Raw genomic sequence first — 25537 nt, 5'->3', positions numbered from 1 at the left:
TTCAGGCTAAAGCTTCCATCATGACGGACGCCTTTTCCGAACCCTCTGACGATCGCCTCGTCGATCATGGCCCGCAGCCGGGCGATAGTCGCGACAAGGCCCTACGTCCGCTGTCGTTTGACGATTTCGTTGGGCAGAAGGCCTCGATCGCCAATCTGAAAGTTTTCGTCGACGCCGCCCGCCGCCGCGAGGAAGCGCTCGATCACGTTTTGCTCTCCGGCCCGCCCGGGCTGGGCAAGACGACCTTGGCGCAGATCGTGGCTCGCGAAATGGGTGTCGGGTTTCGCGCGACATCGGGGCCGGTGATCGCCAAGGCTGGCGACCTCGCCGCGATCCTGACCAATCTCGAACCGCGCGATGTGCTCTTTATTGATGAAATTCATCGCCTGCCACCCATCGTCGAGGAAATTCTCTATCCGGCGATGGAGGATTACTGCCTCGACCTGGTGATCGGCGAGGGGCCCTCGGCGCGGACCGTGCGGATCGAATTGCCGCCCTTCACCCTGGTCGGCGCCACGACACGGGCCGGATTGCTGGCCAATCCGCTGCGGGACCGTTTTGGTGTGCCGGTGCGGCTGGAGTTTTATGACGAGGCCGAGCTTGGCCTGATCGTCAGCCGGGCGGCCAACAAGCTCGGCATCAATGCCAGCCCTGATGGCGCCCGCGAGATCGCCCGTCGCGCCCGCGGCACGCCGCGCGTCGCCGGCCGGCTGCTGCGCCGGGTGCGCGATTTCGTCGAGGCCGACGGCACCAATGAAATCACAGCCGTAACCGCCGACCAGGCGCTGCGTCGGCTGGAAGTCGATGCGCTCGGGCTCGACAGCCTCGACCGGCGCTATCTCAAGGCGCTTATGGTCAGCTTCGCCGGTGGCCCGGTGGGGGTGGAAACCCTGGCGGCGGCTTTGGCCGAGGCACGCGATGCGCTGGAAGATGTGGTCGAACCCTTCCTGATTCAGCAAGGTTTTTTGCAACGCACGCCGCGCGGCCGCGTCGCGACAGCCCGCGCCTGGGATCATCTCGGTCTGACACCACCAGCCGCGCCCGCTACGGGTGCGCCGGGCCTGTTCGGGAAGTAAGGCGATGACCGACAACCTGCTCCCGACTTCAGGCGCTTTCGGCACTGACCGCATTCACCGCCTGCCAGTGCGTGTTTATTACGAAGACACCGACTTTTCCGGCGTGGTCTATCACGCGCGTTATCTCCACTTCTTTGAGCGCGGCCGCACCGACAGCCTGCGCAATCTCGGCATCAGCCATACCGAGCTTGCCAGTCAGGACGATCCGCTGGCCTTCGCCGTGCGGCGGATGAATATCGAGTTTGTTCAGGCGTCCAAAGTTGATGATGCGCTTGTGGTCGAGACCATTTACCGGCCGCAACAGGGTGCGCGTCTGATGATGGACCAGATCCTGCGCCGCGATGGCGAGATCATCGCCACTGCAGCAGTCCAAGCGGTTTGCATGGATCCGGCAGGGCGCGCCAAACGGCCACCGAAATCCATGGCACAGGCCTGGTTGCCCTTCGTGATTTCCGAAATCTGACTCGGCTGCCAGCAGAAATAACTCAGCGATTTTCAGTTTTGCGGCCCGGCAAGGCTTGAAATGCCCGCGATCTGCGTTGAGGGTCGCACTGAAATTCGCCAAAACGGTCGCTGGCGCATCTGAAATTTGCCGCAATCACGCTGCATAGCGCTTTTGCCGCGTTGGGTGCTTGGGGCGTTCCGTCGGTGATCGGGCTTTGGCCTGCAATGTGAATACGGATGTCAAAGCCAATCGCCCGGCGTGTCGTGCCGGGACGAAGTCGAGGGAAAATTCATGGATGCAACGATTGTAGACGTGGCTCAGGCGGTTGAGGGCTTCAGCTTTCTCGCCCTGTTCCTGCGCGCCGACTGGGTCGTGAAAGGTGTGATGTGCATTCTGGCCTTCATGTCGGTCTGGTCGTGGGCGATCGCTATCGACAAGGCGCTGCAATTGCGCGGCCTGCACGCCAAGGCGAAAAACTTCGAACGCGAATTCTGGTCGGGCCGTTCGCTCGACGCCTTGTCGGATCAATTCGCCAAGACACCGCGCGAGCCGTTCAGCCGTACCTTTGCCGCTGGCCTGCGCGAGTGGAAGGGGGCCCATCCAGGCGGCCGTGTCGCCAAGGCTGCCGGCGCCGAAGCTGGCCGTCAGCTCGCCGATACGGAAAGCGGGCTTGGCGTGCTGGCAACAATTGCCTCGGCGGCTCCATTCGTCGGTCTCTTCGGCACGGTCTGGGGCATCATGAATGCCTTCCGCGCTATCGCCGCCTCGCAGGATACCAATCTGGCCGTCGTCGCACCAGGCATCGCCGAAGCGTTGTTCGCGACTGCATTGGGTCTCCTCGCTGCGATCCCGGCCGTTGTCTTCTTTAACGTGCTGTCGGCCAATCTGGCCAAATACGGATCGCGCCTCGACGGTTATGTCGATGAATTGTCGGCCTTGGCCGACCGCGACGAGCATTGAGCGATGGCGAGCTCGCTCGATAACGGACGTTCCGGCCGCGGACGCGCCAAGTGGAAGCCAAAGGCGGAAATCAACGTCACGCCCTTTGTTGACGTGATGCTGGTGTTGCTGATCGTCTTCATGATCACGGCGCCACTGCTGACCGTCGGTGTGCCAGTCGATCTGCCGCAGACCGAAGCGCGCAACCTGCCCGCCGGCGAGGAGCCGTTGACGATCAGCATTACGAGCGATGGCGAAATCTATCTGCAGGAAACTGTGGTGACACTGAGCGAACTGGCACCGCGCCTGACCGCCATCGCCGGAACAGGCTATTCCAGCCGGATCTTTATTCGCGCCGATGACGGCGCCACCTATGGCGATGTCGCCCGGGTGATGGCACGGGTTAATGCGGCGGGCTTCACCAATCTGGGTCTCGTCACGGACCCGATCGAGCGATAGCGGCGAGCGCGTGCGTGGTTTTTTCCTCTCCCTCGTCGTTCACGCCAGCATTATCGCTGCAGGGCTGATCTATCTGCCCCGTGCGGCGCAAATGTTCGATGTCGCACCGATCATTCCGATCGATATCGTGACGCTGGGCGAAATGACCAGCGTCCGCGCCCGGGCGCCCGAGCCCGTACCGGTGCCCGAAGAGGCCGTTGAAGTAGCCACAATCGAAGACGAAATCGCCGCCCCGCCGCCAGCGCCCGAACCCGAGCCTGAGCCGGAGGCCGCACCGGAGATCATAGATATTGCGCCGCAGAGTGTGCCCGAGCCGGTTGTTCCGGAACCCGAACCCGAACCTGAGCCCGAACCCGCGCCTGCACCCGTGAGGCCGCAGCCGCAGCGTACGGTGCAGCCGCCGCCCACGCGCCCGGCCGAGCCGTCGCTGGCCGATCTGCTGGGCAATCTGGAACGGCAAGTCGCCGATGCACGCAGCGATTCTGGCGCCCCCGACCAAGGCGCCCAGCGCAGCGCTGTCGGCAGCGGCACCAGTGATACCGCCGATCTGGCGACCTTGATCCGCTCGCAGACCTATCGCTGCTGGCGCACCGTGGCCGACATGCCCAATCCGGAAAATCTCGGCGTCGTGGTTGAGGTGCGCCTCAACCGCGATGGCAGCCTGTCCGGTCCGCCGCGGGTCAAGGATCTCGGCCGCATCCAGGCCTCGGGCAATTCATTCTGGCTCACCGCCGCCGAGCGGGCGCAGACTGCCGTGCTCGATTGCGCGCCTTACAATCTGCCCGGCGACCGTTATTCGCAGTGGCGCCTTATAGAAGTCAATTTTCACGTCGATCTTACGGCCGGTTAGTCCGCAGTCCTGGAGCAAGAAAACATGACCCGATTGTTGCGAGCCATTTCTATCCTCCTCGTGAGCCTTGTGTTTGCGACGGCGGCCAGCGCCCAGGAACCGCTGCGCGTGGACGTCACGCAAGGTAATCTCGACCCGCTGCCGGTGGCATTGCCCGATTTCATCGGTGCCAGCGACGAGGCAGCAACGCGCGGCGCCGACATCACCCGGGTGATCACCAATGATCTGGCCAGCTCTGGCCTGTTCGCGCCGGTCGATCCGGCGGCCTATATCGAGCAGATTGAGAATATCGATCTGCGTCCGCGATTTTCCGACTGGCGCGTGATCAATGCCTCGGCGTTGCTCGCCGGCCGTGTGACGATCCAGGATGACGGACGCCTTCTGGTCGCTTTCCGGCTTTGGGATACGCGCCTTGAGGACCAGTTGCTAGGTTTGCAATTTGTCACCGCGCCGGAAAACTGGCGCCGCGTCGCACACAAGGTCGCCGACGCCGTGTACCAGCGTCTGACCGGTGAATCGGGATATTTCGATACGCGGATTGTCTACGTCTCCGAGGGACGTGGCACCGAGGACGAGCCTGTGCGGCAATTGGCGATGATGGATCAGGATGGCGCGAACCCGTCCTTCCTGACCGATCGCTCCTACATGGCACTCCTGCCGAATTATTCGCCCAACACCCAGGAGATCACCTATGTCTCCTTCATCGAGGGCCATGCGACGACCTATCTCTACGATCTCCAGACCGGCCGTCAGGAAGCGCTTTTCGCCTCCGGCGGCCGCGGCACCGCAGCGCAGATCGACCCGAACGGTCAGAGCCTGTCGGCGCGCTTTTCGCCCGACGGATCGCGCCTGGCGGTTTCGATCGAGACGCGTGGCGGCCACGATATTCACCTGTTCGACCTTCGCACCCGCAGCCTGGTCCGGCTGACCGATCACCCGGCTGACGATGTCGAACCGTCATTCTCGCCAGACGGTGAGCGGATCGTCTTCTCCTCGGCGCGTGGTGGTGGCTCGCAGCTTTATGTCATGAATGCCGACGGCTCCGACGTGCATCGCGTCAGCTTCGGCGAGGGTCGCTATACGACGCCGGTTTGGTCGCCTCGCGGCGATTTGATCGCGTTTACCAAACAGACGGGCAATCAGTTCTCACTGGGTGTCGTCCGCGCCGATGGATCGGGGATCGAACGGATTCTCTATCAGGGCTATTACGTCGATACACCAGCCTGGTCGCCCAATGGACGTGTCTTGCTGTTCACCCGCGGTGAAGCCCGCGCCACTGGCACGCGCTATGAAATCTGGAGCATCGATCTGGCTGGATTCAACCTGAGGCGGCTGGCTACGGGCGGAATGGCGTCGGATCCGGCGTGGTCGCCCTTGATTGAATAGAATATTTCTGCGTAACATTTCGCCCGGAACATGGCGCTGACAGGGATTGAACCCGGTCGCGCTGTGTTGTGTGTGCAAGGGGAATACGCCAGGTGCCATTAAGGGCTTGGTCGGATGAGGGTGTACCGTCATGAAAATGAAATTGTTTGCCATTGTCGCGCTCGGTGCATTTGCCACCGCATGCGCATCGACGCCGCCGGTGCAGGAAGCTGCACCGATCGCGCAACCGCCGGCTCAGCCGCCAGTGGTCCAGCACGTCCCAACCGGCCCGGTCGCCGGTTCGGTCGAGGACTTCGTGCAGAACGCGGGCGACCGCGTTTTCTACGGCTATGATCGTCACGATCTGACCCCGGAAGGCCGTGAAACCCTGCGCCGTCAGGCAGCTTGGCTCGCCAGCTATAGCAATACCCGCATCCTCGTCGCCGGCAATTGCGACGAACGCGGCACGCGCGAATACAATCTGGCTCTCGGCGCACGCCGGGCCAATGCGTCACGTGATTACCTGATCAGCCAGGGTGTCGATCCAGCCCGGATCTCGGTCGTTTCCTATGGCAAGGAACGTCCAACCTGCCGCAATTCCGGCGAGTCCTGCTACGCCGTCAACCGCAACGCCACGACCACGATCACCGGTGGCTTGACCAACTGACCGTGAGTGACGTCCTGAAATGAGGGGACGCCCGTGACAGCAATGTCACGGGCGTTTTCCATTGCCCAGATATGTTCCGGACCGGCTTGCCCTGGTACGGGCTTTCCGTCCTTGACCGGGCAAATGCCGCAATTCTGCCCTGCTTTCGCGTTAGGTGCGCATCATGATCCGATCCGTTTGTCTTACCGTTCTTGCCGCCGCGCTGTTCGCGGTCGCACCGGCTCACGCCCAATCGCGCCGCGAAATGACCGAGCGCATCGATGCCACCGAGGTGCGCATTGGCCAACTCGAGCAAAGCTTCATGGCCGGCGACCCGGTCGCCGATACATTGATGCAGCGGCTCGACGCACTGGAATACCAGGTGCGTGAAATGACCGGCGAGATCGAGCGGCTTTCGTTTGAGAACCGTCAGATGCGCCAACAGCTCGACCGGCTTCAAAACCCGCCGGCCGTCGCCCAGCGGGTAGTCAACGTGGAAAACCCGCAGATCGACGATGAGGCAGCGGCCTGGATGCAGGAAGGTCTCGACGATACCGGCAATGGCAACAGCTCCGCCGGCGTCGCGGTCGTGAACCCCGACGACCCCTATGCCAGCGAACGCGCTGCAGCGACCGGCGTGCTCGGCGGTGCTCCCGGCGCGACGGCCATGCCCGCGTCCGATCCGAACGCGGTCTATGATGATGCCCGCGCCCGCCTGCTTGATGGCGATTTCGACGGCGCCCAGGCCGGCTTTGAATCCTTCGTGAACAGCCATGGCGATGACCCGCGCGCCGGCGAAGCCTGGTACTGGCTCGGCGAGACCTTCTTCGTACGCAATAATTTTGCTGAATCCGCCGATGCCTATATCGCCTCCTTGCGGGCGCAGCCGACCGGGGCCCGCGCGCCGGACGCGCTGGTGCGACTGGCAGCGTCACTACATGGGCTCGATCGGACGCGTGAAGCCTGCGACACGCTGGCCCGCTTCGGCAACCAGTTTCCCAACGCCTCCGCCGCTTCGCGTGACCGGGCGTCCCGGGAATCGGTCCGCGCCGGCTGCCGGTGACGGCGGGCGCCGATCTCGTAACGCGCATTGATGACTGGCTCGACCGGAACCATTCCGGTTCAGCCGCGATCGCTCTGGGATATTCCGGTGGCGGCGATTCCCACGCTTTGCTTTGCATCACGGCCAATTGGGCTCACCGACGCGGCGTCGAACTGCATGCCCTGATCGTTGACCATGGCCTGCGGGTCGAGAGCCATGCCGAAGCCTGCCTTGCGGTCGAGGCAGCGCAAGGTCTCGGCGCCCAAGCCAGCCTGCTATCCTGGCAGGGCGACAAACCGGCGACCGGTGTTCAGGCGGCGGCGCGCCAAGCGCGGCATGTCTTGCTGGCTCAGGCCTGCCGGGCCCGCAATATCAACCATCTTTTGCTCGCCCACACCGCCGACGATCAGGCGGAAACCGTCTGGATGCGACTGCAGGCCGGCGGCGGTTGGCGTTCCTGTGCCGCCATGGGCGAACAGGCTCCTTCGCCGGTTTGGCCACAGGGTCGCGGGATTGAAATGCTGCGCCCTTTGCTTGGTGTCCGGCGCGCCGAACTCCGGGCGTTTCTGATAGAGGCCGGCGAACGCTGGATTGATGACCCCTCGAACGAGGACACCCACTACACCCGCATCCGCACCCGCCAACGGCTCGCCACGCTCGAACAGGCCGGCTTCGATCCGGGTCAGCTGACCGGTTGGGCGCACGATATTGCGGCGATTGATCGCAGCGAGCGCCGTGCCGTGGAGGTTTGTAGCCGTGATATCGTTCGCTTCCACGCTTGGGGTGGTGCAGAGCTGGATATCGAACAATTCGCCAAGGCCCAGCCAGCCATCCGGCGGCGTTTAGTACAGGCGCTGGCTCTGGCCATCGCTGGCCGCACCGCGCCGCCCAGCCGGGCGGCACTGGACGGGCTTGTCGACAGTGTGCTGAATCGAAGGCCGGGCAGTGCGGCCGGTGTTCAAACGATCATCTGGCGCGGCGCGAGCTGGATGTTCCGCGACCCCGGCGGGGTGCTCGGACGGGTCGATCATCCGGGCCGCAACTTTGCCCGCTTGCTGCAAAATACTGCACACATCTGGGACGGTCGTTACGAGATTGAAACCTCGCTCGTGAATATCATCGCCGAACCCTTGGGCAAGGCCTATAAGGGAATTGGTGATCGTGGCGATCTGGACCTGGTACCCGGTGCGGCCCGTTCCGGTTTGCTGGCGCTACGCTGTGAGGGCGAAGTTCTGGCGATTGCCGGTGTCAGGCCGCATCCTCAATTGAGGGTTTTGCCCTTGATCGAGCACAGATATTGCACAGGTTTGCTGTGCGGCGCGACACTGACACAGGGCGAGGGCCATCCGGCTCTGGCTTGAACAGACCATCAGGCTGCAGCTGCGACTCGCAACTCTGGCCTTGAATGCCCATATCAGGTCTCAGATGACCGCTAATTTGAACGGATGATCCGCATGCAAATGAGAAATATCCTGATTTGGGCCGTCGTGTTCGTGCTCTTGCTCGCACTGGTCCAGCTTGTCAGCCGTTCCGGCGAACCTGCCTCGCCGACCAGCCAAGTGACCTATTCGGAATTTCTCGGCCGCGTCGAACGCCAGGAAATTTCCTCGGTGACGATCCAGGGCGACAAGATCCGAGCTCAGAGCGGTACCGGACAGATGATCGAAGCCATGCTGCCACCACAGGACAATCAAACGGTTGGCCTGTTGCGCGATGCTGGCGTCAATATCGATGTCGAGCCTGTCGACACCGATGGCAATTTCTTCGTCAATATCCTGATCAACTACTTCCCCTTCCTGCTGCTGATCGGGGTGTGGATTTTCTTCATGCGCCAGATGCAGGGCGGCGGACGTGGCGGCGCGATGGGCTTCGGCAAGTCGAAGGCCCGCCTGCTGACCGAATCCCATGGCCGCAAGACCTTCGACGATGTCGCTGGTGTCGATGAAGCCAAGGAAGAGCTGCAGGAAGTCGTCGAATTCCTCAAGGACCCGAGCAAATTCCAGCGCCTCGGCGGTAAAATCCCCAAAGGCGTGCTGCTGGTGGGCCCTCCGGGTACCGGTAAAACACTGTTGGCCCGCGCTGTGGCCGGCGAAGCGAATGTGCCCTTCTTTACCATTTCTGGTTCCGACTTCGTGGAAATGTTCGTTGGTGTCGGCGCATCGCGCGTCCGCGACATGTTCGAACAGGCCAAGAAGAACGCCCCCTGCATCATCTTCATCGACGAAATCGATGCCGTCGGCCGCTCGCGCGGTGCCGGTATTGGCGGCGGTAATGACGAGCGCGAACAGACGCTCAACCAGCTTCTGGTCGAGATGGACGGGTTTGAAGCCAATGAAGGCGTGATCCTGATTGCCGCGACAAACCGTCCTGACGTGCTCGATCCGGCGCTGATGCGTCCGGGCCGCTTTGACCGCGAAGTCGTGGTCAGCAATCCTGATATTGTCGGCCGTGAGAAGATCCTCAAGGTTCACATGCGCGATGTGCCACTCGCGACCGATGTCGATCCGCGCGTGATTGCGCGGGGTACGCCGGGCTTCTCCGGTGCTGATCTCGCCAATCTGGTCAATGAGGCCGCATTGCTGGCAGCGCGCCGCAATAAGCGCGTCGTCGCGATGGCCGAGTTCGAGGACGCCAAGGACAAGGTCATGATGGGCCCCGAACGGCGCTCGATGGTGATGACCGATGCCGAGAAGAATCTGACGGCCTATCATGAGGCTGGCCATGCAATCGTCGGGCTCAACATGCCGCAGCATGATCCCTTGCACAAAGTGACGATCATTCCGCGCGGCCGCGCCCTGGGCGTCACCTTCAGCCTGCCGGAAACCGACCGGCTGAGCTATTCGCGCCAGTATTGCATCTCCAACCTGGCCTCCCTGTTTGGCGGCCGCGAAGCGGAAATTCTCGCTCTGGGTCCGGAGAATGTCACCAATGGTGCGATGAGCGATATCCAGCAGGCGACCCGCATGGCGCGGGCGATGGTGATGGAATGGGGCATGTCCGAAAAGCTCGGCCGCGTGCGCTATCAGAACCAGGCCTATGAGGCCCCGCAGATCTCGCCTGACACGTCCGAATTGATCGACAAGGAAGTCCGCTCCCTGATCGAGGAAGCCGAGACCACAGCCCGCCGGATTCTGACCGAGCACCGCAAGGAGCTCGATGTTGTCGCCGCTGGTCTGCTGGAGTTCGAAATTCTCACCGGTCAGGAAGTGCGCGACTTGCTTGAAGGCAAGCGGCCGACGCGTCCCGACGAGCCGACGAAACCCAGCTCGCCGCCGCCATCAAGCGCGGTGCCGACAACTGATGATGGTCCTGCCACTGATGCGGAGCCGCAAGGCGCCTGATCCGGTTTCGGCAATGACAGATGACAAACCCCTGGTGCTCCGCGCCGGGGGTTTTGTTTTGCCACTTGTCAATGGCGACAAATCACCTGCAAGTTGCATCAATATCCTGATGGCGACCTGCTGGAGAATCTTCTGATGCGCCTTTTGCCTCTGGTCTCGCCCCTTGCGCTGCTGGCAATGTCGGCCTGCACCCCCACTTCCGTTGAGCAAGTCATGGTGCCGGGTTTGAACGTTAGCTATGAAGCCACTTTCGACTCCATGCTCCCGCGTGAGGGGCACTACACCCGCCAGACATCGCAGGTCGTGATGGTGCCCGGTGAAGGCTTCGAATTTACCCTGCCGGACCTTCCCGACGCGGCCTTCGATCTCGGACAGATCGGCACTGGGCAACGGCTCGACCTGCATGTCAATCTGACCGCTGCCCCGCTTGAGAGCGGCGAGATCCGCTATGCCGTCCGGCTCACGACCCAGCCTGTCGGTGGCGGTGATGCCTCTCTGCTGGCCGAGCCAAGCCTGGTGGTGGCAGATGGCGAGACTGCGACCGTGCATCTCGGTCAGGATGGCGGCGAATTCCACACCAGTTTTACCCTCGACCTGACTGGCGCACGGGTACAATAGCGCAACGCCTTGCCATTCGATGACGGGCAGACTAGCAGGGTTGAATGCGCAATCCCCGAACCCGCCGTGGCATTCCCTTCATCATGGGTGTTCTCAACGTCACGCCCGACAGCTTTTCCGATGGTGGTGATTTCATCGACCAGCAGGCCGCCGTCGCGCGCGGGCTGGACATGCTCAAGAATGGTGCCGACGTCATCGATATCGGCGGAGAATCGACGCGTCCCGGTGCAGCGCCGGTCGATGCCGCCGAGGAGATGCGCCGCGTCATCCCTGTGATCAAGGCGCTGCGCGAACAAAGCGCGGCGCGCATTTCCATCGACACATTCAAGCCCGAGGTAGCGCGTGCGGCCGTGGCCGCGGGGGCTGATATCTGGAATGATGTGATGGCGCTGCGCCAGGAGGGCGCAGTCGAGACTGCAGCTGAACTTGGCGTGCCGGTGATCCTGATGCACATGGCCGGTACGCCCGCGAGCATGCAGCAGGCGCCGCGTTACCAGGATGTCGTCAGCGAAGTGTGCGATTTCCTTACCGAGCGCGCCGATATCGCGATGGCGGGCGGCGTCGATGCCGGCAGTATCTGGCTCGACCCAGGGATCGGTTTCGGCAAGTCGCTCGATCATAATCTAGCCCTGATGCACGATCTCGATCAGGTCATCGCACTGGGTTACCCGGTGCTGTTCGGCGCCTCGCGCAAACGCTTTATCGCCGCCATTGATGAGGGTGCAGCCGAGACTGAGCGGCTTGGCGGCTCGCTCGCGGCGGCCTTGCGCGCTGCCCAAGCTGGCGCGGCCATGGTGCGCGTTCACGATATTCGCATGACGTTGCAGGCGCTCAAGGTCCAGGCGGCCATTCGCGAGGGCAAGGCATGAGCTACACGCTCTATGGCCAACAGGGTTTCGGCTCGACCTGTGTTGAGGCGGCGCTGGAACTGCACGGCATTGCGTATGATTTCGAGGAGGCCGATCCGCTGGACGGGGCGCAGGGTCTGGCGCGGGTCAAGTCAGTCAATCCGGTTGGCCAAGTGCCCGTCCTGATCCTGCCCAATGATGATGTGATGACCGAGAGCGCCGCGATCCTGATCTGGCTCGGCGATCTGGATGGCCAATACCGTTTTGCGCCGAGCCCGGATGCGGCGGAGCGTGCCGAGTATCTGCGCTGGATGATCTTCATGTCGTCCAGCTTCTATTCGACCCTCACCATCACCGACGGTCCGGGGCGTTTCCATCCCGACCCGGAGACCCACAAGACGCTGCTGCACCAAGCCGTTGAGCGCCGCAAACAGATGTGGCGCATTATCGATACCGCCTTCAAGGGCGCGACCCGGCCGTATCTGCTCGGCGAGACGATGAGCCTGCTCGACGTTTATGTCGCGATGATGAGCCATTGGTCGCCGCGCGGCGGCTGGTTCCTGCAGCATTGCCCCAATCTCGCCGGCGCCGTGCGGGCGACCGAAAAACACCCGGTCATCCGCGAAGTCTGGCGCCGCAATTTTGATCTCGAGGTTGAAGCATGATCGCGTTTCTGACCGGGCCCTGGTCACTGCTGGTGATGGGCGGAATTTTCGAGATGGCTTGGGCCCTCGGCTTCAAATATGTCGACCGCCAGGCGCCGCTCTGGCAGCACGCAGCCGTGCTCGCAGCGCTGGTCGCCTCGATGGTGTTGCTGTTTGCGGCGATGAAACATCTGCCCGCCGGCACCGCCTATGCCGTGTGGACCGGGATCGGCACGCTCGGTGTCGCCACCATCGGCATCCTGGTGTTCAAGGAACCGGTGACGATCGCGCGCATCCTGTTTCTCACCCTGATTATGATCGGGATATTGGGCCTGCGGCTGAGCGGCGACACCTCACACTAGCCGAAGGGATCCTCGATCGATTTCGACGGCTCCGTAAACCAGCGCGGGCCTTCGGCGGTCATGTAGAAATGATCCTCGAGCCGGATGCCGAATTCGCCCGGAACGCAGATCATCGGCTCGTTGGAAAAACACATCCCGATATCGAGCGGCGTTTCATCGCCGCCGACCAGATAGGGCGCTTCATGGATGTCGAGCCCGATGCCGTGGCCGGTGCGGTGCGGGATGCCGGGCAATTGATAGCCCGGTCCAAAACCGCGAGCTTCAGCCTCGGCACGAGCCGCCGCATCGACGCTGGCGCAGGTCTGGCCCAGCTGTGCCGCCGCAAGCGCCGCGATCTGGCAGGCCTTCTCCGCATCCCAGACTTCGCGCTGGCGCGCAGTCGGCTCGCCGAACACATAGGTGCGCGTGATGTCAGACTGATAGCCATGGATGGCGCAGCCGGTATCGATCAGAACGACATCGCCCTTATCGAGGGTCTTGGGGCGAGCGACGCCATGCGGGAAGGCTGTATCGGGGCCGAACAATACGATGCAGAAGGTCGAGCCGCCGGGCGCGCCAATCTTCTTGTGAGCGGCATGGATGAATTCGGTCACTTCGCCGGTGGTGATGCCCGGCCGCAGGATCGCACCAGCCGCCTTGTGGACCTCGATTGTTGCGGTCTTGGTCGCCTGCATCAGTGCCAGTTCAGCGGCTGATTTGCGGGCGCGGGCGAACAGGATGACATCGCCGGCGTTTGTGGTCCGGCCACCGAGGGCTTCGCTCAGACCAGTGACGGTGAAATAGGGGGTCGCCGGATCAATCCCCAACTTCGCACCAGAGGGCAGGAGCGAGGCGACGCAGGCATAGGGGCTCTCATGCTCCTCCCAGCCGCGCAAGGGCGCCTCGACGCCCATATAGAGCTTCAACGTGCCTTCCTCGAAGGCGGGGCCGACATAGGTCACGCCGCCATCGCTGTTGACCAGGGCACCCACCAGGCGCTCCGAGGCCCGCCATTTCATGCCGGTATAATAGGTGAGGTTGCTGCCGGCATCGAGCCAGACCGCATCGACGCCAGCCTTGGCCATTCGCTGTGCCAGACCGGTCAGCCGCCCCCGGTGCTCGTCATGGCTGATCGGCTGGCAATCGCCCAACATCGGTTTCAGGCGAGCCAGTTCGGCTGCTGCGGTCGAGCCGCCGACGCCGCGTGTGAAGTTCGACATGATCAGACACTCCTTCGATCCCAAGGGGTATAAAGGACCGAAGGAGCGCCTGTCGTCCATGCCTTCGATCAGGCGCCTTCGCCAAACATGAAGAGCAGGAATTGCGCGGGTTCGTCATAGGGGTTGAGGAATTCATGCGTCATGCCGGCGGGGATATAGATCGCCTGGCCGCCATGCACCTCTTGGTCGACGCCATTCAACCGGGCGGTTGCACGGCCATCGAGGAAGATGATCAGCGTCTCGAATTCATTCGTACGGCTGCGCTCATCCTCATTGACGTGCTGACCCGGCATCACATAGCCGAAGCCGCTGCGGAATCCCGGCTGGTAATAGAATATCCCCGCATTGCCGCCGTGCACGAAACGGGTCTGGAGATCGTTGAAATTGATGATTTCCGGATTGCCGCGCGTCCAGAAGTGGAAGGCCTGCGCCAGCATCGCCGGATCAAAATCCGCGCCCTCCATCAGGTCCATATCCATCGGCGAAACATCGGTTGAGAAGGCCTTGACCATCGCGGTCAGAGCCGTCATCTCGCCGCGGTCGACCTGACCAAGCACCTCGGCTGTCGCCGGGAAGTAGAGGGTCGGCGTCTCGGGCTGGGCATGGGTGACGCGGTAACTGCCGGCGTCGTGGTCCATGCTCACCGTCCACCAGTCATCGCCATCGACGAGGACGCCGAATTCGATGCTTTGATTGAATGTGAAGTCTTGCAGATAGTCCGCCGCGAAGCGGTCGAGGATGTCGCCGGTATCGTCAGCCAAGGCCGGGCCGGTGAGGGCGAATATTGCGGCAGCGCTGGCCACGATGTGTCGGATATTCAGTTTCGTTTTCATGAGTTTATCGTCCCAAAATTGCGATTGAAAAACCGCCCCTTCGAGCCATAACTATCTCATGGGATAATTACCGTCAATCGATATTTTATCGTAAAACGATATTTCTTTCGCCGATGCCGTCGAGCAGCAGGGTCCGCAAGTGCCGGGCGAAGTCTGCCGCTTCCAGACCGGGATCGGGTTTGACGCCCTGGGCCGCAGCGGTGGCACGAAAACGAGCCGTGAGTGAGAAGAAGGCCGCATTGCTGACAATCGACAGATGCAGCATGTGCGGATTGAGCTCGCGGAAGATGCCGGCGGCGCGGCCGGCCTCATAACGCATCCGCGTCTTGGCCATAAATTGCATCAGGGTCTGGGCCGTCGCCGGCCGCGACATCAGATCGCCATCGAGATAATCGCGCACCAGCATGCGCGGAAAGCTCGGGCGCGAGATGATGGCGGTGGCGAACGCTTCGATGAAATCCGCCATCGAGCCACGCGGATCAGCCTGTTCAGGCAGATTGGCCTCGAGCTGCGCCAGCACTTCGCTCACAACGGCATCGATCACGGCGGCATGCAGTCCGGCCTTGTCGCCGTAATAATAACGGACCATCGCCTTGGTGACGCCAGCGGCCTCGGCGATCGAGGCCGTGGTCGCGCGCTCAAATCCCCGGTCGGAGAACAGGGTTTCGGCCACGCTCAGCAGACGGGCTCGGGTCTCGTCCGCATTGCGGCGCTTCGGGCGCTTCTTGGCTTTCGCCTCTGCCATCACAGCAATTCCAGCACGCGTTCCAGCTCTTTCATGTCGTCGGGCAATTCGCTCTCGAAGCGCAAATCCAACCCGGTCACCGGATGTTTGAAACCGAGCACGGCGGCATGCAGCGCCTGGCGGCGAAATTCGCGCAGAAAGGGGTCGCAAATCTCCGAGCCGAGCAGGCGGCCACGCTTGGAGCCATAGACCGGGTCGCCGAGCATATGGCAGCCGATATGCGCCATGTGGACGCGGATCTGGTGCGTGCGTCCGGTCTCGAGCCGGCACTCGACCTTGGCCGCCAGCCCGGCGCCGATCGAGGCGTGCGGGTCCTGGCCATAGCGCGCCAGGGTGACGTAATTGGTGATCGCATGCTTGCCGGCGGTGCTGTTGGGATCGTGCGGCACTTCGAATTTGGTCCGGTCGCGCGAGGAGCGCATCAATTGCGTCTCGATGCGACCATCCTTCGGATTGGGCGAATGGCGGGTGAAGGCGATATAGGCGCGCTCGACCGTGTGGCGCGAGAACTGGATCGTCATCCCCTTGTGCGCCGCATCCGATTTGGCCGCGACCATCACGCCGGACGTATCCTTGTCGAGCCGATGGACAATGCCCGGCCGCTCAACGCCGCCAATCCCCGACAGACTGCCGGCGCAATGATGGAGCAGGCCGTGCACCAGCGTGCCCGACCAGTTTCCCGGCGCCGGGTGGACGGCGAGCCCGACGGGTTTGACGAGGACGACCAGATCATCATCCTCATACAGGATATCGAGATCCATCTTTTCCGGGATCGGATCGGCGGCGACCGGCGCCGGCACAGTCAGGGCATAGACCGCGCCCGGGATCACCTTGGCCGAAGGATCGGTCAGCGGTTTGCCATTGCAGGTCAGCTGGCCACTATCGATCAAGGCCTTCAGGCGCGAACGGGAGAATTCTTCCAGCGCGTCGGTCAGCCAGCGATCAATGCGCTGATTGATCCGGTCGTCTTCGGCGGTGAGGGTGCGGATATCCGGGATTGCTGTGCTCATCCACAAGCGAGTAGCCTTGCTGTCGCGAACACGCAACAATCGCACGCTATCACGGATGCAGAAGAGCGGCGCTGCGAGCCGGTTTCGGAGAGAGTTAAATGAGCAAGATCAATCTGACACGGCGCGCCGCGCTGTTGGGCGCGGCTGGCGCGACCTTGGCTGTCGGGGCTTGCGCACCGCGGATCGAGGCCTTTCGCCCGGCCAGCAGTGATGGCCCGTTCCGCCATGGCATTGCCTCGGGCGATCCCGACCAGACCAGCGTGATGTTGTGGACGGCCCTGACCAATGATGGCGGTGGCTATCGCGGCGTTGAAGTCGCCAGCGATGCAGAGTTTGAAAATATCGTGTTCGAGAGCGGCGAAGATATTCGCTACATCATGATGCAGCCGCTCGGGACGCTGAAAATCCTCGCGACGGGGCTGGAGCCGGGTCAAAGCTATTTCTACCGTTTCCGGCTCGGCGAGACCTGGTCCCCGACGGGCATCACCCGCACCCTCCCGGTGGGCCGTGTCGACAGCTACACGATCGGTGTCCTGTCCTGCGCCAATTTCCCGGCCGGGCATTTTAACGTTTACCGTGAAGCAGCGGAGAATGGCGGCCTCGATCTCGTTCTGCATCTTGGCGATTATCTCTATGAGTACGCGATGGGCGAATATGCGACCGAAAATGCCGAGGCGCTCAATCGTGTGCCTGATCCGGTACATGAGATGATCACGGCGGCCGACCAGGTCGCGCGCCATGCCCAGTACAAGACCGATCCCGACTTGCAGGCCTTGCACGCCGCTGCGCCCTGGATCATGACCTGGGATGATCATGAAACGGCCAATGATTCATATCGCGATGGTGCTGAGAACCATAATGAGGGCGAAGGCAGTTGGGAGGCTCGGCGCATATCGGCTCTGAGAACCTGGTATGACTGGACTCCGACGCGCGAACCGGAAGGTGATAATCGCAGGCGCTTCGGTGCCTATGAAATCGGTGATCTGGCCACCCTGGTGATGCTGGAATCGCGGCTGATTGATCGCGATGAACAACTCTCCCTGGACAGCTTTCCTGTGCCCTCCGATGCCGATGAAAACGATCCGGAAGTGCTCGCGGCCGTCGCCGCCTGGAAGCGCGATGTGGTCGGCGATGAGAGCCGAACTTTGATCGGGACGGAGCAGATCACCGGGATTCGCGATGCCTGCGCCGCCTCGCTCGCGGCGGGCAAGCCCTGGCGCATTCTCGGCAATCAGGTGATTATGGCGCAGGTGAATTTTCCCAATTTCGCGACGGAAATGCCGGCCTGGCTGCGCTGGTATGCAACCCGCGATAATGAGTATGCGCGCTCAATGATCATGCGCACGCGCTTCCAGTTGCCGTTCAATCTCGACATGTGGGATGGCTATTCCGCCGAGCGCGGCCGACTTTATGCCGCGCTGCGTGACGTCGGTGCCGATGTCATTACCCTGACCGGGGATGTTCATTCTTTCTGGGCCAATGATCTCATCGATACTGACGGCTTTCGGATTGGCACCGAGTTGGTGGGCTCATCAGTCACCAGCCCGTCGCCCTTCTCGACGTTTGCGGCACCGGGCGTCGACTATGGCAAGATGATGCGCGAGGCCAATCGCGATGTCGCCCAGTGCAATATGGTCGATCACGGCTATGTCCGCCTGACGCTGACGCCCGATGAGGCACTGGCCGATTTCGTCACCGTCTCGACCATCGAAAGCCGCGATTACCACGCCGGGCTGGACAGCCAGTGGCGCATTGCGCGCGCCGAGGGCGGTGAAGCGCCTGTGGCCGAGCGCGTGGGGTAGGGCATCAGAAGCTGAGCCTGAAGCCGGCCTGCGCCCGGTTGGCGAGGCTGTCCGGCACACTGGCCGCTGCGGCGTGGCGGTCCCAATTGGCGGCTGCATCCAGGATATCGCCCAGAATCCGCTTGAGCTTTGCCGGCTTGAGGTCGGCATAACGGCCGAACCGGATCAGATCCTCCAGCTCGAAACTCCGGGTTTTACCGGCCAGTGACATCTGGTGCTGGTGGGTCCATTGGCCGTCGGGATTGTGGGCGTAGACAACGTCATAGGCCGGCGAGAGCCGCCACTGGCCGGTCTTGTCCATCAGATAGGCGATATTCTTGACGTGGTCGTCCTGGTTGCGGATGACGATATTGAGCAGGGCGCGGCGCACCTGTTGCTCGATCGCGTCCGGGCCGAGGCCGAGCAGGCGGATGGTCTCGATCGCCTGTTCGTAGGAATAGGCGCGCGGCAGGTTGAAATCGAAATGGCGCATTGAGCAGAGTGACTGCATGTGCAGCTTTTCGCCGCTCCCAGTGCGGTCGAAACGCCGGGTCATGAAATGGGCCCGGCCGCCTTCTTCGTGCAGGCGTGAGCGGCTCATTTCGACACCGGCCTCCAGCGCCAGTCGATAGCAGGCATATTCCAGCCGGCCATAACCTTGCGGGTCGGCGACCTCCTTGTCGGCATTGCCGCTGACGCCGTCGAATTTCATCAGCCAATGGGTGAAGCCCGATCCGGCTTCGACCTGGCCGGAGTGGAATTCGCCCGTGCGCTCATTCCAGGCCAGTACTGCTTTGGCGCGGGCGCCGCCGGCCGAGGTGCCGACGCGCAAGATGTCGCGCAGCGCCTCGCGATCATCGCCGCCATCGAGCGTGCCGTCGAGTGCTTCGCGGTCATGGATCACGCGCGCGGCCAGCTCGACCAGGGGTGCGATATCGATGGCCCGTCCGGCCTGGCCCGGCGTGCCGCGCGTGGGTTCAAACTCCAGCGCGCCCATGCCGCGCGTGCCGGTATAGCAAAGCCGTTCGACCGGGTTGAAACTGTCTGGCGTGCGCCCCTGTTCGGCCAACCAGCGATCAATCAACAGATTGCCGAACTTGTCGGGCAGGCTGTCGGCGAGCAGGCCAGGCAGGCCCTTGAAGGTTTCGCGCGGCAGGGCCGGGAAATCATAGACGCCGCGCCGAAGCGGCATGGTCAGTGGCGCCACCTCGATCCGGGAGGCGGCAAATTCCGGCGTGTATTCGAATACTGCGATATCGCGCCCGCTGTCCCAGACGACGGCCCCGATCATCCGACCCCACAGATTGACCTTGGCGCGGGTGTTCGGTGTGGCGCTCATTTGCCGGGCTCGTCATCCCAGCTCCACGGCGCCGCGTCGGTCTTGCGATCGCGTACGCGCAGGCGGCGCTGGCCGGTTTCGCTCATGGGGTCGAGCGGGCTGAGGGCGGCGTCGGGGACGAGATCAGACAAGCGGTCGGTGAGATCCAGCGCCTGCAGCACCCGGACGAGGCTGTCGATCGTGCCGCTGGTGCCGGCTTCGAGTCGCATCAGGGTGGAGCGGGAAATTCCGGCCTTGGCCGCCAGATCAGCTTGCTTGATGCCGCGCGATATCCGGTAGGCCTCAAGCCGGATGCCGAGATCTTCGACGATCCGGTTAATCGGTTGGATGTGCTCTGATTTATGTTCCATAATTGCCACTTTAACCCAATTCACGGCGTTAAGGTAGCAAATAAGGTGCATTTATTCAATCATCATAATGATTGAATATTGACGCATTAACACGCAATTCGGAGTTAATGCGTCATATATAAGGCTTTATGTAACTCAAGCCTTCTCGGCCAAGCGCATGAAGCGGTCGCGCAGATTGGCGTCATGCTTGAACTCGCCGGTGAAGGTCGAGGTGATGGTCGAGACATTGGGGTGATGCACGCCGCGTGTCGTCATGCATTGGTGCTTGGCGTCAATCAGGATCGCGACACCGCGCGGGTTCATCGCATCCATCAGGGCGTCGGCGATCTGGGCGGTCATGGTTTCCTGCGTCTGCATGCGCTTGCAGAAAATCTCGACAACGCGGGCAATCTTGGAAATCCCAACCACGGCGGCCGAGGGCAGATAGGCGACGTGCGCCACGCCCATGATCGGCGCGAGATGGTGTTCGCAATGGCTCTCGACATCGATATTGGTCAGCATGACCATATCGTCATAGCCCTGCACGTCCTCGAAAGTCTTGCCGAGCGCGGCGGCCGGATCGGCGCCATAGCCGGAGAACCATTCCTCCCACGCCCGGGCGACGCGCTTGGGCGTGTCGAGCAAACCTTCACGCGCCGGGTCATCACCGGCCCAGGCGATCAGGGTGCGCACGGCCTCCTCGGCTTCGTGACGGGAAGGTTTGCCAGCGGCCAGGCGAGCAGATTCAGGTGTCATAGCGTCCATCTCCATGGATCCTTTCGTTGTCGGGTCGGCTCTGCCAGTTAGATGCAGATTCCGTAGTGCCGGTTTCCGGATCGGGGATGTTTTGGCTGCTGCTTTCGCAGTCAATACCTTATACCCGCCGTGTCCACGCTCGCGCGTAGGAAGCATTTAGGCCTTCCCTGAGGCAATTCCAATGATATGACCGCATCCGAATGATACTTTTTTCAGCACCGACCTATTGAGCGAACGGAATATTCCCATGGCATCCCTCACCCTTTTCGACACGATGGCCCGCCACAAGCGCCCATTCGAACCGATCGATCCGGACCGGGTGACAATGTATGTCTGTGGGCCAACTGTTTATAATTACGCGCATATCGGCAATGCCCGGCCTGTGGTCGTGTTCGATGTCCTGTTCCGGATCCTGCGCCGCGAGTTCGGCGCCGAACACGTCACCTATGCGCGTAACATCACAGATGTGGATGACAAGATCATCGCCGCCGCCAAGGAGCTCGGGGAGCCGATTTCCGAGATCACCGAAAAATTCGCCGCGATCTACAGCGCCGACATGGCGCAGCTTGGCGCCCTGACGCCGACGCTGCAGCCAAAGGCGACCGAGCATATCGGCCCGATGATCGGCATGATCCAGTCCCTGGTCTATGGCGGTCATGCCTATGAATCCGAGGGGCATGTCCTGTTCGATGTCGACTCCTATGACAAATACGGCAAGCTCTCCAATCGTGAGCTCGAGGACATGATCGCCGGCGCCCGCGTTGAAGTCGCGTCCTACAAGCGCAATCCGGCCGACTTCGTGCTGTGGAAGCCCGCCGCCGATGACGAGCCGGGCTGGGACAGCCAGTGGGGCCGTGGCCGTCCGGGCTGGCATCTGGAATGCTCGGCCATGAGCGCGGCGCATCTGGGCAAGACGATCGACATTCATGGCGGCGGCATCGATCTGGTCTTCCCGCACCATGAGAATGAAATCGCCCAGTCGGTCTGCGCCCATGACGGCCAGCCGATGGCCAATCACTGGATCCATAACGGCTTTCTCACCATGGGCACCGACAAGATGTCGAAATCGCTCGGTAATGTTCAGCTCGTCCACGATCTCGTCCAGCATTACACCGGCGAAGTGCTGCGCTATGCCCTGCTGACGGCGCATTATCGCGCGCCGTTGAGCTGGACCAGTGATCTGCTGTCCAAATCGCGCCGCTCGCTCGACCGCGTCTATGGCGTGCTGCGCCGGCTGGCCGACGTGACACCGCTCGAAACCGAAGCGCCCGAAGCCTTTCTCGAAGCGCTGTATGACGACATCAATACGCCCAAAGCGCTGGCCGAAATCTTCCAGATCGCCGGCGAAGCCAACAAGGCCGCAACCGGTGAAGACAAGGCCCGTGCCAAGGGTGAATTGCTCGCCGCCGGTGCGCTGCTCGGGATCGGCCACGGCGACCCGGACGAATGGTTCGGCCTGACAGCTCTGGACGCGAGCGAACGCGATGCGATCGATGCGCTGATCGTCAAGCGTCAGGTTGCGCGTGAGACCAAGGACTGGGCTGCTGCCGACGCCGTGCGCGCCGAGCTGACCGCGCTCAATGTCCAGGTCGATGATGGCCCGGAAGGCTCGACCTGGCGCAAGCTGGAGCAGGGCTGATGGCACTCACCGGCTTCAATGTCCTGGTCCAGATCGAGGATGCGGTCGGTGAGGGTTTCGTCACCTATGGCGTCGTCGCCGCCGACAAGGACCAGGCCTGCAAGCTGGCCGCCGGTGCGGCGCAGGCCGAGGGCTTCTGGAATGTTGCGATCGACGAAGCCTGGTGTCCCGACGGCGTCGACCCGGCCGATCTTGGCGACATTCCCGAAGTGCTCGGCCGCACCGAGCCGACCTATCTCGACGAGGATGAGCTCGACGAAGCCGATGAGCTGGCACCGGATGATGACGAGGAATAGACGGCTGGACTGACCGCCAGCCGGCTCTCTGGCGTCACCACGCAAAAATGCTTATATTCACCTCAAGATGAGTGACGATCTCTACTCCAATGCCGTTTTGCGGCTCGCGGCAGATATACCGCGCATCGGACGCTTGGCGCGCCCGGACGCTTCCGTGCGCAAGGTGTCGCGTCTGTGCGGCTCAGAGGTGGAGCTCGATATCATGGTTCAGTCGGGCCATGTCGCTGATCTGGCGCTGCGGGTTAAAGCCTGTGCGCTGGGGCAGGCCTCGGCCGCGATCCTGGCCCGCGCCGCCATTGGTGCCTCGCTGCGCGAGCTGGAACTGGCGCGCGACAATCTCAAGGCGATGCTGAAACAGTCTGGCCCGGCCCCGCGCGGCCGTTTCGCTGAATTGCAACTGCTGCAAAGCGCCCGCGCCTATCCAGCCCGGCATCAGTCAATCATGCTGGCCTTCGACGCTGCCGTCGAGGCGGCGACCAAAGCGCGCACCACCCGTATCGCAACCCCGCTGACCGGCTAGGGTTGTCCGCTCCTGCCCAGCCGGCAGGACAGCGCGGACAGCCCGTAAAAAGCAGGCAAACCCGAACCCATTTCAATGCGGCCGGCCTCGCCCCTCTCATCTCCATGGTGGACAGGGCGCGGTCCGGCGTTAAAAGGCTTGAATCCAAATGTGTTCGAGCGACGGGATAAATCAGGCCAAGGGGCCGATGGGATGGCTGATGGTGGGCGCGATTCGCGTCTACCAATACAGCCTGTCACCGGTCTTCTATGCCTTTGGCGTGCGGTGCCGCCATGAGCCGACCTGTTCGGCCTATGGTATCGAGGTGATCCGCACCCAGGGTGGCTGGCGCGGCTTCTGGCTGACCTTGGGTCGGCTGGGGCGCTGCCGACCGGGGGGGAGCCATGGCTTCGACCCGGCCCCGACCGTTCGCACGCAAGTGCCCTGGTGGGCGGTCTGGCGTTTCAGATCCCGTCCCATCATCGACACTTTGGACAAGCTTCCGCCGGCAGGCCGCGCCGACGACAAGGACGAAGACCAATGATCAATATTACGCTTCCCGATGGTTCCAGCCGCGAATTGCCCGATGGCGCAACGCCGATGGACCTCGCCGAGAACATCTCGAAATCCCTCGCCAAAGTGGCGATGATTGCCAAGGTGAATGGCGATGACTGGGATTTGATGCGGCCACTGCCCGGCAGTTGTTCCGTAGCGCTGGTGACGCGCAAGGATGAGGAGGCCCTCGAGGTCATCCGTCATGATACGGCGCATATCCTCGCCCAAGCGGTGCAGGAGCTTTTCCCTGGCACGCAAGTCACGATCGGCCCCTCGATCGAGGACGGCTTCTATTATGACTTCGCGCGCGACGAACCCTTCTCGACGGAGGATTTCGACGCGATTGAAAAACGCATGGGCGAAATCGTTGATGCCGATTTGCCGTTCGAGCGCGAGGAGATGGACCGCGATGCCGCCATCGCCATGTTCGAAAACATGGGTGAACTCTACAAGGCCGAACTGATCCGGGATCTGCCCGTCAGCGAGACGATCACGATTTATCGCCAGGGCGAATGGTTCGATCTCTGCCGTGGGCCGCATTTGCCCTCGACGGGTAAGATCGGCAAGGCGTTCAAGCTGATGAAGGTGGCCGGGGCCTATTGGCGCGGCGATCATCGCAACGCCATGCTTCAACGCATCTACGGCACGGCCTGGGGCGATGAGAAACAGCTCAAGGCCTATCTCTTCCGCCTCGAAGAAGCCGAAAAGCGCGATCACCGCCGTCTCGGCCGCCAGATGGAGCTGTTCCATTTCCAGGAAGAAGCCCAGGGCCAGGTCTTCTGGCACCCGGCGGGCTGGCGCCTCTATCGCACGGTGACGAGCTATATGCGCCGGCGTCTGGAAGCCAATGGCTATCAGGAAATCCGCACGCCACAGCTGATGGACCGGAAGTTCTGGGAGGCTTCGGGCCATTGGGACAAGTATCGCGAGAACATGTTCATCTCCTCGATCGACCAGGAAGAAAAAATCCTGGCCGTGAAACCGATGAATTGTCCCTGCCATGTCCAGGTCTTCAATCAGGGCCAGAAGTCCTACCGCGACTTGCCGCTGCGCCTGGCCGAATTCGGCTCCTGCCATCGTTATGAGCCGTCGGGCTCGCTGCATGGCCTGATGCGCGTACGCGGCTTCGTGCAGGACGATGCCCATATCTTCTGCACGGTCGATCAGATCGTCGACGAGGTGAAGGCTTTCTGCGAATTGCTGAAATCGGTCTATGCCGATTTTGGCTTCGAAGAGCCGCGCGTCAAATTCGCCGACCGTCCGGAACAGCGCGTCGGTTCCGACGATGTCTGGGACCAGGCAGAGGCGGCGCTCCGGGCCGCGGCCGAGGCTTCCGGCCTCGACTTCGAATACAACCCCGGCGATGGCGCCTTTTACGGCCCCAAGCTCGACTTCGTCGTCAAGGATGCGATCGGGCGTGAGTGGCAGACGGGCACGATCCAGTGTGACTTCCAGCTGCCCGAGCGTCTCGATGCCCATTATATCGGCGACGATAATGACAAGCACCGACCGGTCATGCTCCACCGCGCCATCCTCGGTTCGCTGGAACGTTTCCTCGGTGTGTTGCTGGAAAACTATGCCGGCAAGCTGCCTTTCTGGCTGGCGCCGCGTCAGATCGTGATCGCAACGATCACGTCCGATGCCGACGCCTATGCGGTTGAGGTTCTCGCAGCGATGAAGGCGGCCGGGCTCAATGCCGAGACGGACCTTCGCAATGAGAAGATCAACTACAAGGTCCGCGAACACTCGGTCGGCAAGATCCCGGTGATTGCCGTGGTTGGACGCAAGGAAGCCGAGGAGGGCACGCTCGCGCTGCGCTTCCTGGGCGAAGAGGGTAATAAGCAGGAAGTCCTGCCACTGGCCGAAGCGATTGCACGATTGTGCGATGACGCCATGGCACCTGATCTAAAACGCATCTGAT

General features: G+C 62.2%; 27 protein-coding genes. 20 read left to right on the top strand and 7 right to left on the bottom strand.

Features of this window, described 5'->3' with window-relative positions; genetic code table 11:
* Positions 1-20: 20 nt before the first annotated feature.
* The 14 genes from ruvB to AAC029_RS02330 all read left to right on the top strand — a co-directional run bounded on the left by ruvB (position 21) and on the right by AAC029_RS02330 (position 12635).
* Positions 21-1076: a Holliday junction branch migration DNA helicase RuvB gene (gene ruvB, locus AAC029_RS02395; protein ID WP_339743561.1), complete on the top strand. Its 1056-nt coding sequence runs from the start codon at positions 21-23 to the stop codon at positions 1074-1076.
* A 4-nt stretch (positions 1077-1080) separates the two neighbouring features.
* Positions 1081-1539, top strand: coding sequence for a tol-pal system-associated acyl-CoA thioesterase (ybgC, locus tag AAC029_RS02390; protein WP_339743559.1), 459 nt, complete (start codon positions 1081-1083; stop codon positions 1537-1539).
* A gap of 273 nt (positions 1540-1812) precedes the next feature.
* Positions 1813-2481 carry a protein TolQ gene (tolQ, locus tag AAC029_RS02385; protein WP_339743557.1) on the top strand — a complete coding sequence of 223 codons (669 nt, stop codon included), beginning with the start codon at positions 1813-1815 and terminating at the stop codon, positions 2479-2481.
* Between the two features lie 3 nt (positions 2482-2484).
* Entirely contained in the window at positions 2485-2919 is a 435-nt protein-coding gene (locus AAC029_RS02380; RefSeq protein ID WP_339743555.1) for a biopolymer transporter ExbD, read from the top strand.
* A 10-nt stretch (positions 2920-2929) separates the two neighbouring features.
* Positions 2930-3769, top strand: coding sequence for a hypothetical protein (locus AAC029_RS02375; RefSeq protein ID WP_339743553.1), 840 nt, complete (start codon positions 2930-2932; stop codon positions 3767-3769).
* 24 nt (positions 3770-3793) lie between these two features.
* Complete coding sequence (gene tolB / locus AAC029_RS02370; RefSeq protein WP_339743551.1) at positions 3794-5155, top strand: Tol-Pal system beta propeller repeat protein TolB; 1362 nt, start codon at positions 3794-3796, stop codon at positions 5153-5155.
* A 130-nt stretch (positions 5156-5285) separates the two neighbouring features.
* A complete protein-coding gene (pal, locus tag AAC029_RS02365; RefSeq protein WP_339743549.1) occupies positions 5286-5801 on the top strand; it encodes a peptidoglycan-associated lipoprotein Pal in 516 nt (171 codons plus the stop codon).
* Between the two features lie 163 nt (positions 5802-5964).
* The gene (ybgF, locus tag AAC029_RS02360; RefSeq protein ID WP_339743547.1) at positions 5965-6843 is read left to right on the top strand and encodes a tol-pal system protein YbgF; all 879 of its coding nucleotides are present in this window, start codon (positions 5965-5967) and stop codon (positions 6841-6843) included.
* Positions 6840-8183 (top strand): tRNA lysidine(34) synthetase TilS, encoded by a 1344-nt coding sequence (tilS, locus tag AAC029_RS02355; protein WP_339743545.1) that lies wholly within the window; start codon positions 6840-6842, stop codon positions 8181-8183. The genes ybgF and tilS overlap by 4 nt, the downstream gene beginning before the upstream one ends.
* 93 nt (positions 8184-8276) lie before the next feature.
* The gene (ftsH, locus tag AAC029_RS02350) at positions 8277-10163 is read left to right on the top strand and encodes an ATP-dependent zinc metalloprotease FtsH (protein ID WP_339743543.1); all 1887 of its coding nucleotides are present in this window, start codon (positions 8277-8279) and stop codon (positions 10161-10163) included.
* A 135-nt stretch (positions 10164-10298) separates the two neighbouring features.
* A complete protein-coding gene (locus tag AAC029_RS02345; RefSeq protein ID WP_339743541.1) occupies positions 10299-10781 on the top strand; it encodes a hypothetical protein in 483 nt (160 codons plus the stop codon).
* A 44-nt stretch (positions 10782-10825) separates the two neighbouring features.
* Positions 10826-11650 (top strand): dihydropteroate synthase, encoded by an 825-nt coding sequence (folP, locus tag AAC029_RS02340; protein ID WP_339743539.1) that lies wholly within the window; start codon positions 10826-10828, stop codon positions 11648-11650.
* On the top strand, positions 11647-12294 hold the full coding sequence (locus AAC029_RS02335; protein WP_339743537.1) for a glutathione S-transferase family protein: 648 nt from the start codon (positions 11647-11649) through the stop codon (positions 12292-12294). Before folP ends, AAC029_RS02335 begins: the two co-directional genes overlap by 4 nt.
* Entirely contained in the window at positions 12291-12635 is a 345-nt protein-coding gene (locus AAC029_RS02330) for a multidrug efflux SMR transporter (RefSeq protein WP_339743535.1), read from the top strand. Before AAC029_RS02335 ends, AAC029_RS02330 begins: the two co-directional genes overlap by 4 nt.
* Here AAC029_RS02330 and AAC029_RS02325 read toward each other — a convergent pair.
* The 4 genes from AAC029_RS02325 to AAC029_RS02310 form a co-directional block, all read right to left on the bottom strand.
* On the bottom strand, positions 12632-13834 hold the full coding sequence (locus tag AAC029_RS02325; protein ID WP_339743533.1) for a Xaa-Pro peptidase family protein: 1203 nt from the start codon (positions 13832-13834) through the stop codon (positions 12632-12634). The genes AAC029_RS02330 and AAC029_RS02325 overlap by 4 nt on opposite strands.
* A gap of 68 nt (positions 13835-13902) precedes the next feature.
* Positions 13903-14667, bottom strand: a complete 765-nt coding sequence (locus tag AAC029_RS02320; protein WP_339743531.1) for a cupin domain-containing protein — start codon at positions 14665-14667, stop codon at positions 13903-13905.
* A gap of 85 nt (positions 14668-14752) precedes the next feature.
* Positions 14753-15412 carry a TetR/AcrR family transcriptional regulator gene (locus AAC029_RS02315; protein ID WP_339743529.1) on the bottom strand — a complete coding sequence of 220 codons (660 nt, stop codon included), beginning with the start codon at positions 15410-15412 and terminating at the stop codon, positions 14753-14755.
* On the bottom strand, positions 15412-16422 hold the full coding sequence (locus AAC029_RS02310; RefSeq protein ID WP_339743527.1) for an RluA family pseudouridine synthase: 1011 nt from the start codon (positions 16420-16422) through the stop codon (positions 15412-15414). The genes AAC029_RS02315 and AAC029_RS02310 overlap by 1 nt, the downstream gene beginning before the upstream one ends.
* Before the next feature lie 98 nt (positions 16423-16520).
* Between AAC029_RS02310 and AAC029_RS02305 the strand changes: the two genes are divergently transcribed.
* Positions 16521-18224: an alkaline phosphatase D family protein gene (locus AAC029_RS02305; protein ID WP_339743525.1), complete on the top strand. Its 1704-nt coding sequence runs from the start codon at positions 16521-16523 to the stop codon at positions 18222-18224.
* Between the two features lie 4 nt (positions 18225-18228).
* Here AAC029_RS02305 and AAC029_RS02300 read toward each other — a convergent pair whose 3' ends face one another.
* The 3 genes from AAC029_RS02300 to folE form a co-directional block, all read right to left on the bottom strand.
* Positions 18229-19542 carry a type II toxin-antitoxin system HipA family toxin gene (locus AAC029_RS02300; protein WP_339743523.1) on the bottom strand — a complete coding sequence of 438 codons (1314 nt, stop codon included), beginning with the start codon at positions 19540-19542 and terminating at the stop codon, positions 18229-18231.
* Positions 19539-19892 (bottom strand): helix-turn-helix transcriptional regulator, encoded by a 354-nt coding sequence (locus AAC029_RS02295; RefSeq protein ID WP_339743522.1) that lies wholly within the window; start codon positions 19890-19892, stop codon positions 19539-19541. Before AAC029_RS02295 ends, AAC029_RS02300 begins: the two co-directional genes overlap by 4 nt.
* 135 nt (positions 19893-20027) lie before the next feature.
* On the bottom strand, positions 20028-20627 hold the full coding sequence (gene folE, locus AAC029_RS02290; RefSeq protein WP_339743520.1) for a GTP cyclohydrolase I FolE: 600 nt from the start codon (positions 20625-20627) through the stop codon (positions 20028-20030).
* Positions 20628-20874: 247 nt separating this feature from the next.
* Between folE and cysS the strand changes: the two genes are divergently transcribed.
* The 5 genes from cysS (at position 20875) to thrS (ending at position 25536) form a co-directional block, all read left to right on the top strand.
* A complete protein-coding gene (gene cysS, locus AAC029_RS02285; protein WP_339743518.1) occupies positions 20875-22266 on the top strand; it encodes a cysteine--tRNA ligase in 1392 nt (463 codons plus the stop codon).
* Positions 22266-22562 carry a hypothetical protein gene (locus AAC029_RS02280; RefSeq protein ID WP_339743516.1) on the top strand — a complete coding sequence of 99 codons (297 nt, stop codon included), beginning with the start codon at positions 22266-22268 and terminating at the stop codon, positions 22560-22562. Before cysS ends, AAC029_RS02280 begins: the two co-directional genes overlap by 1 nt.
* A gap of 67 nt (positions 22563-22629) precedes the next feature.
* On the top strand, positions 22630-23082 hold the full coding sequence (locus AAC029_RS02275) for an iron-sulfur cluster assembly scaffold protein (RefSeq protein WP_339743514.1): 453 nt from the start codon (positions 22630-22632) through the stop codon (positions 23080-23082).
* A 199-nt stretch (positions 23083-23281) separates the two neighbouring features.
* Positions 23282-23605, top strand: a complete 324-nt coding sequence (yidD, locus tag AAC029_RS02270; RefSeq protein ID WP_339743512.1) for a membrane protein insertion efficiency factor YidD — start codon at positions 23282-23284, stop codon at positions 23603-23605.
* Positions 23602-25536, top strand: a complete 1935-nt coding sequence (gene thrS / locus AAC029_RS02265; protein WP_339743510.1) for a threonine--tRNA ligase — start codon at positions 23602-23604, stop codon at positions 25534-25536. The genes yidD and thrS overlap by 4 nt, the downstream gene beginning before the upstream one ends.
* The last annotated feature ends 1 nt before the right edge of the window (position 25537 follow it).

Origin of the sequence: uncultured Maricaulis sp. (genome assembly GCF_963975345.1) — a bacterium.
GTDB lineage: Bacteria > Pseudomonadota > Alphaproteobacteria > Caulobacterales > Maricaulaceae > Maricaulis.
Note: the sequence above shows the minus strand (reverse complement) of the source record. Positions and strands in the feature narration are given on the sequence as shown.

What these genes read in the sequence shown, in the direction of transcription:
- ruvB (WP_339743561.1), top strand. Translation starts at nt 21, where the DNA reads ATGACGGACGCCTTTTCCGAACCCTCTGACGATCGCCTCGTCGATCAT.
- ybgC (WP_339743559.1), top strand. Translation starts at nt 1,081, where the DNA reads ATGACCGACAACCTGCTCCCGACTTCAGGCGCTTTCGGCACTGACCGC.
- tolQ (WP_339743557.1), top strand. Translation starts at nt 1,813, where the DNA reads ATGGATGCAACGATTGTAGACGTGGCTCAGGCGGTTGAGGGCTTCAGC.
- AAC029_RS02380 (WP_339743555.1), top strand. Translation starts at nt 2,485, where the DNA reads ATGGCGAGCTCGCTCGATAACGGACGTTCCGGCCGCGGACGCGCCAAG.
- tolB (WP_339743551.1), top strand. Translation starts at nt 3,794, where the DNA reads ATGACCCGATTGTTGCGAGCCATTTCTATCCTCCTCGTGAGCCTTGTG.
- pal (WP_339743549.1), top strand. Translation starts at nt 5,286, where the DNA reads ATGAAAATGAAATTGTTTGCCATTGTCGCGCTCGGTGCATTTGCCACC.
- ybgF (WP_339743547.1), top strand. Translation starts at nt 5,965, where the DNA reads ATGATCCGATCCGTTTGTCTTACCGTTCTTGCCGCCGCGCTGTTCGCG.
- ftsH (WP_339743543.1), top strand. Translation starts at nt 8,277, where the DNA reads ATGCAAATGAGAAATATCCTGATTTGGGCCGTCGTGTTCGTGCTCTTG.
- AAC029_RS02345 (WP_339743541.1), top strand. Translation starts at nt 10,299, where the DNA reads ATGCGCCTTTTGCCTCTGGTCTCGCCCCTTGCGCTGCTGGCAATGTCG.
- folP (WP_339743539.1), top strand. Translation starts at nt 10,826, where the DNA reads ATGCGCAATCCCCGAACCCGCCGTGGCATTCCCTTCATCATGGGTGTT.
- AAC029_RS02335 (WP_339743537.1), top strand. Translation starts at nt 11,647, where the DNA reads ATGAGCTACACGCTCTATGGCCAACAGGGTTTCGGCTCGACCTGTGTT.
- AAC029_RS02330 (WP_339743535.1), top strand. Translation starts at nt 12,291, where the DNA reads ATGATCGCGTTTCTGACCGGGCCCTGGTCACTGCTGGTGATGGGCGGA.
- AAC029_RS02325 (WP_339743533.1), bottom strand. Translation starts at nt 13,834, where the DNA reads ATGTCGAACTTCACACGCGGCGTCGGCGGCTCGACCGCAGCAGCCGAA.
- AAC029_RS02320 (WP_339743531.1), bottom strand. Translation starts at nt 14,667, where the DNA reads ATGAAAACGAAACTGAATATCCGACACATCGTGGCCAGCGCTGCCGCA.
- AAC029_RS02315 (WP_339743529.1), bottom strand. Translation starts at nt 15,412, where the DNA reads ATGGCAGAGGCGAAAGCCAAGAAGCGCCCGAAGCGCCGCAATGCGGAC.
- AAC029_RS02310 (WP_339743527.1), bottom strand. Translation starts at nt 16,422, where the DNA reads ATGAGCACAGCAATCCCGGATATCCGCACCCTCACCGCCGAAGACGAC.
- AAC029_RS02305 (WP_339743525.1), top strand. Translation starts at nt 16,521, where the DNA reads ATGAGCAAGATCAATCTGACACGGCGCGCCGCGCTGTTGGGCGCGGCT.
- AAC029_RS02300 (WP_339743523.1), bottom strand. Translation starts at nt 19,542, where the DNA reads ATGAGCGCCACACCGAACACCCGCGCCAAGGTCAATCTGTGGGGTCGG.
- AAC029_RS02295 (WP_339743522.1), bottom strand. Translation starts at nt 19,892, where the DNA reads ATGGAACATAAATCAGAGCACATCCAACCGATTAACCGGATCGTCGAA.
- folE (WP_339743520.1), bottom strand. Translation starts at nt 20,627, where the DNA reads ATGACACCTGAATCTGCTCGCCTGGCCGCTGGCAAACCTTCCCGTCAC.
- cysS (WP_339743518.1), top strand. Translation starts at nt 20,875, where the DNA reads ATGGCATCCCTCACCCTTTTCGACACGATGGCCCGCCACAAGCGCCCA.
- AAC029_RS02280 (WP_339743516.1), top strand. Translation starts at nt 22,266, where the DNA reads ATGGCACTCACCGGCTTCAATGTCCTGGTCCAGATCGAGGATGCGGTC.
- AAC029_RS02275 (WP_339743514.1), top strand. Translation starts at nt 22,630, where the DNA reads ATGAGTGACGATCTCTACTCCAATGCCGTTTTGCGGCTCGCGGCAGAT.
- yidD (WP_339743512.1), top strand. Translation starts at nt 23,282, where the DNA reads ATGGTGGGCGCGATTCGCGTCTACCAATACAGCCTGTCACCGGTCTTC.
- thrS (WP_339743510.1), top strand. Translation starts at nt 23,602, where the DNA reads ATGATCAATATTACGCTTCCCGATGGTTCCAGCCGCGAATTGCCCGAT.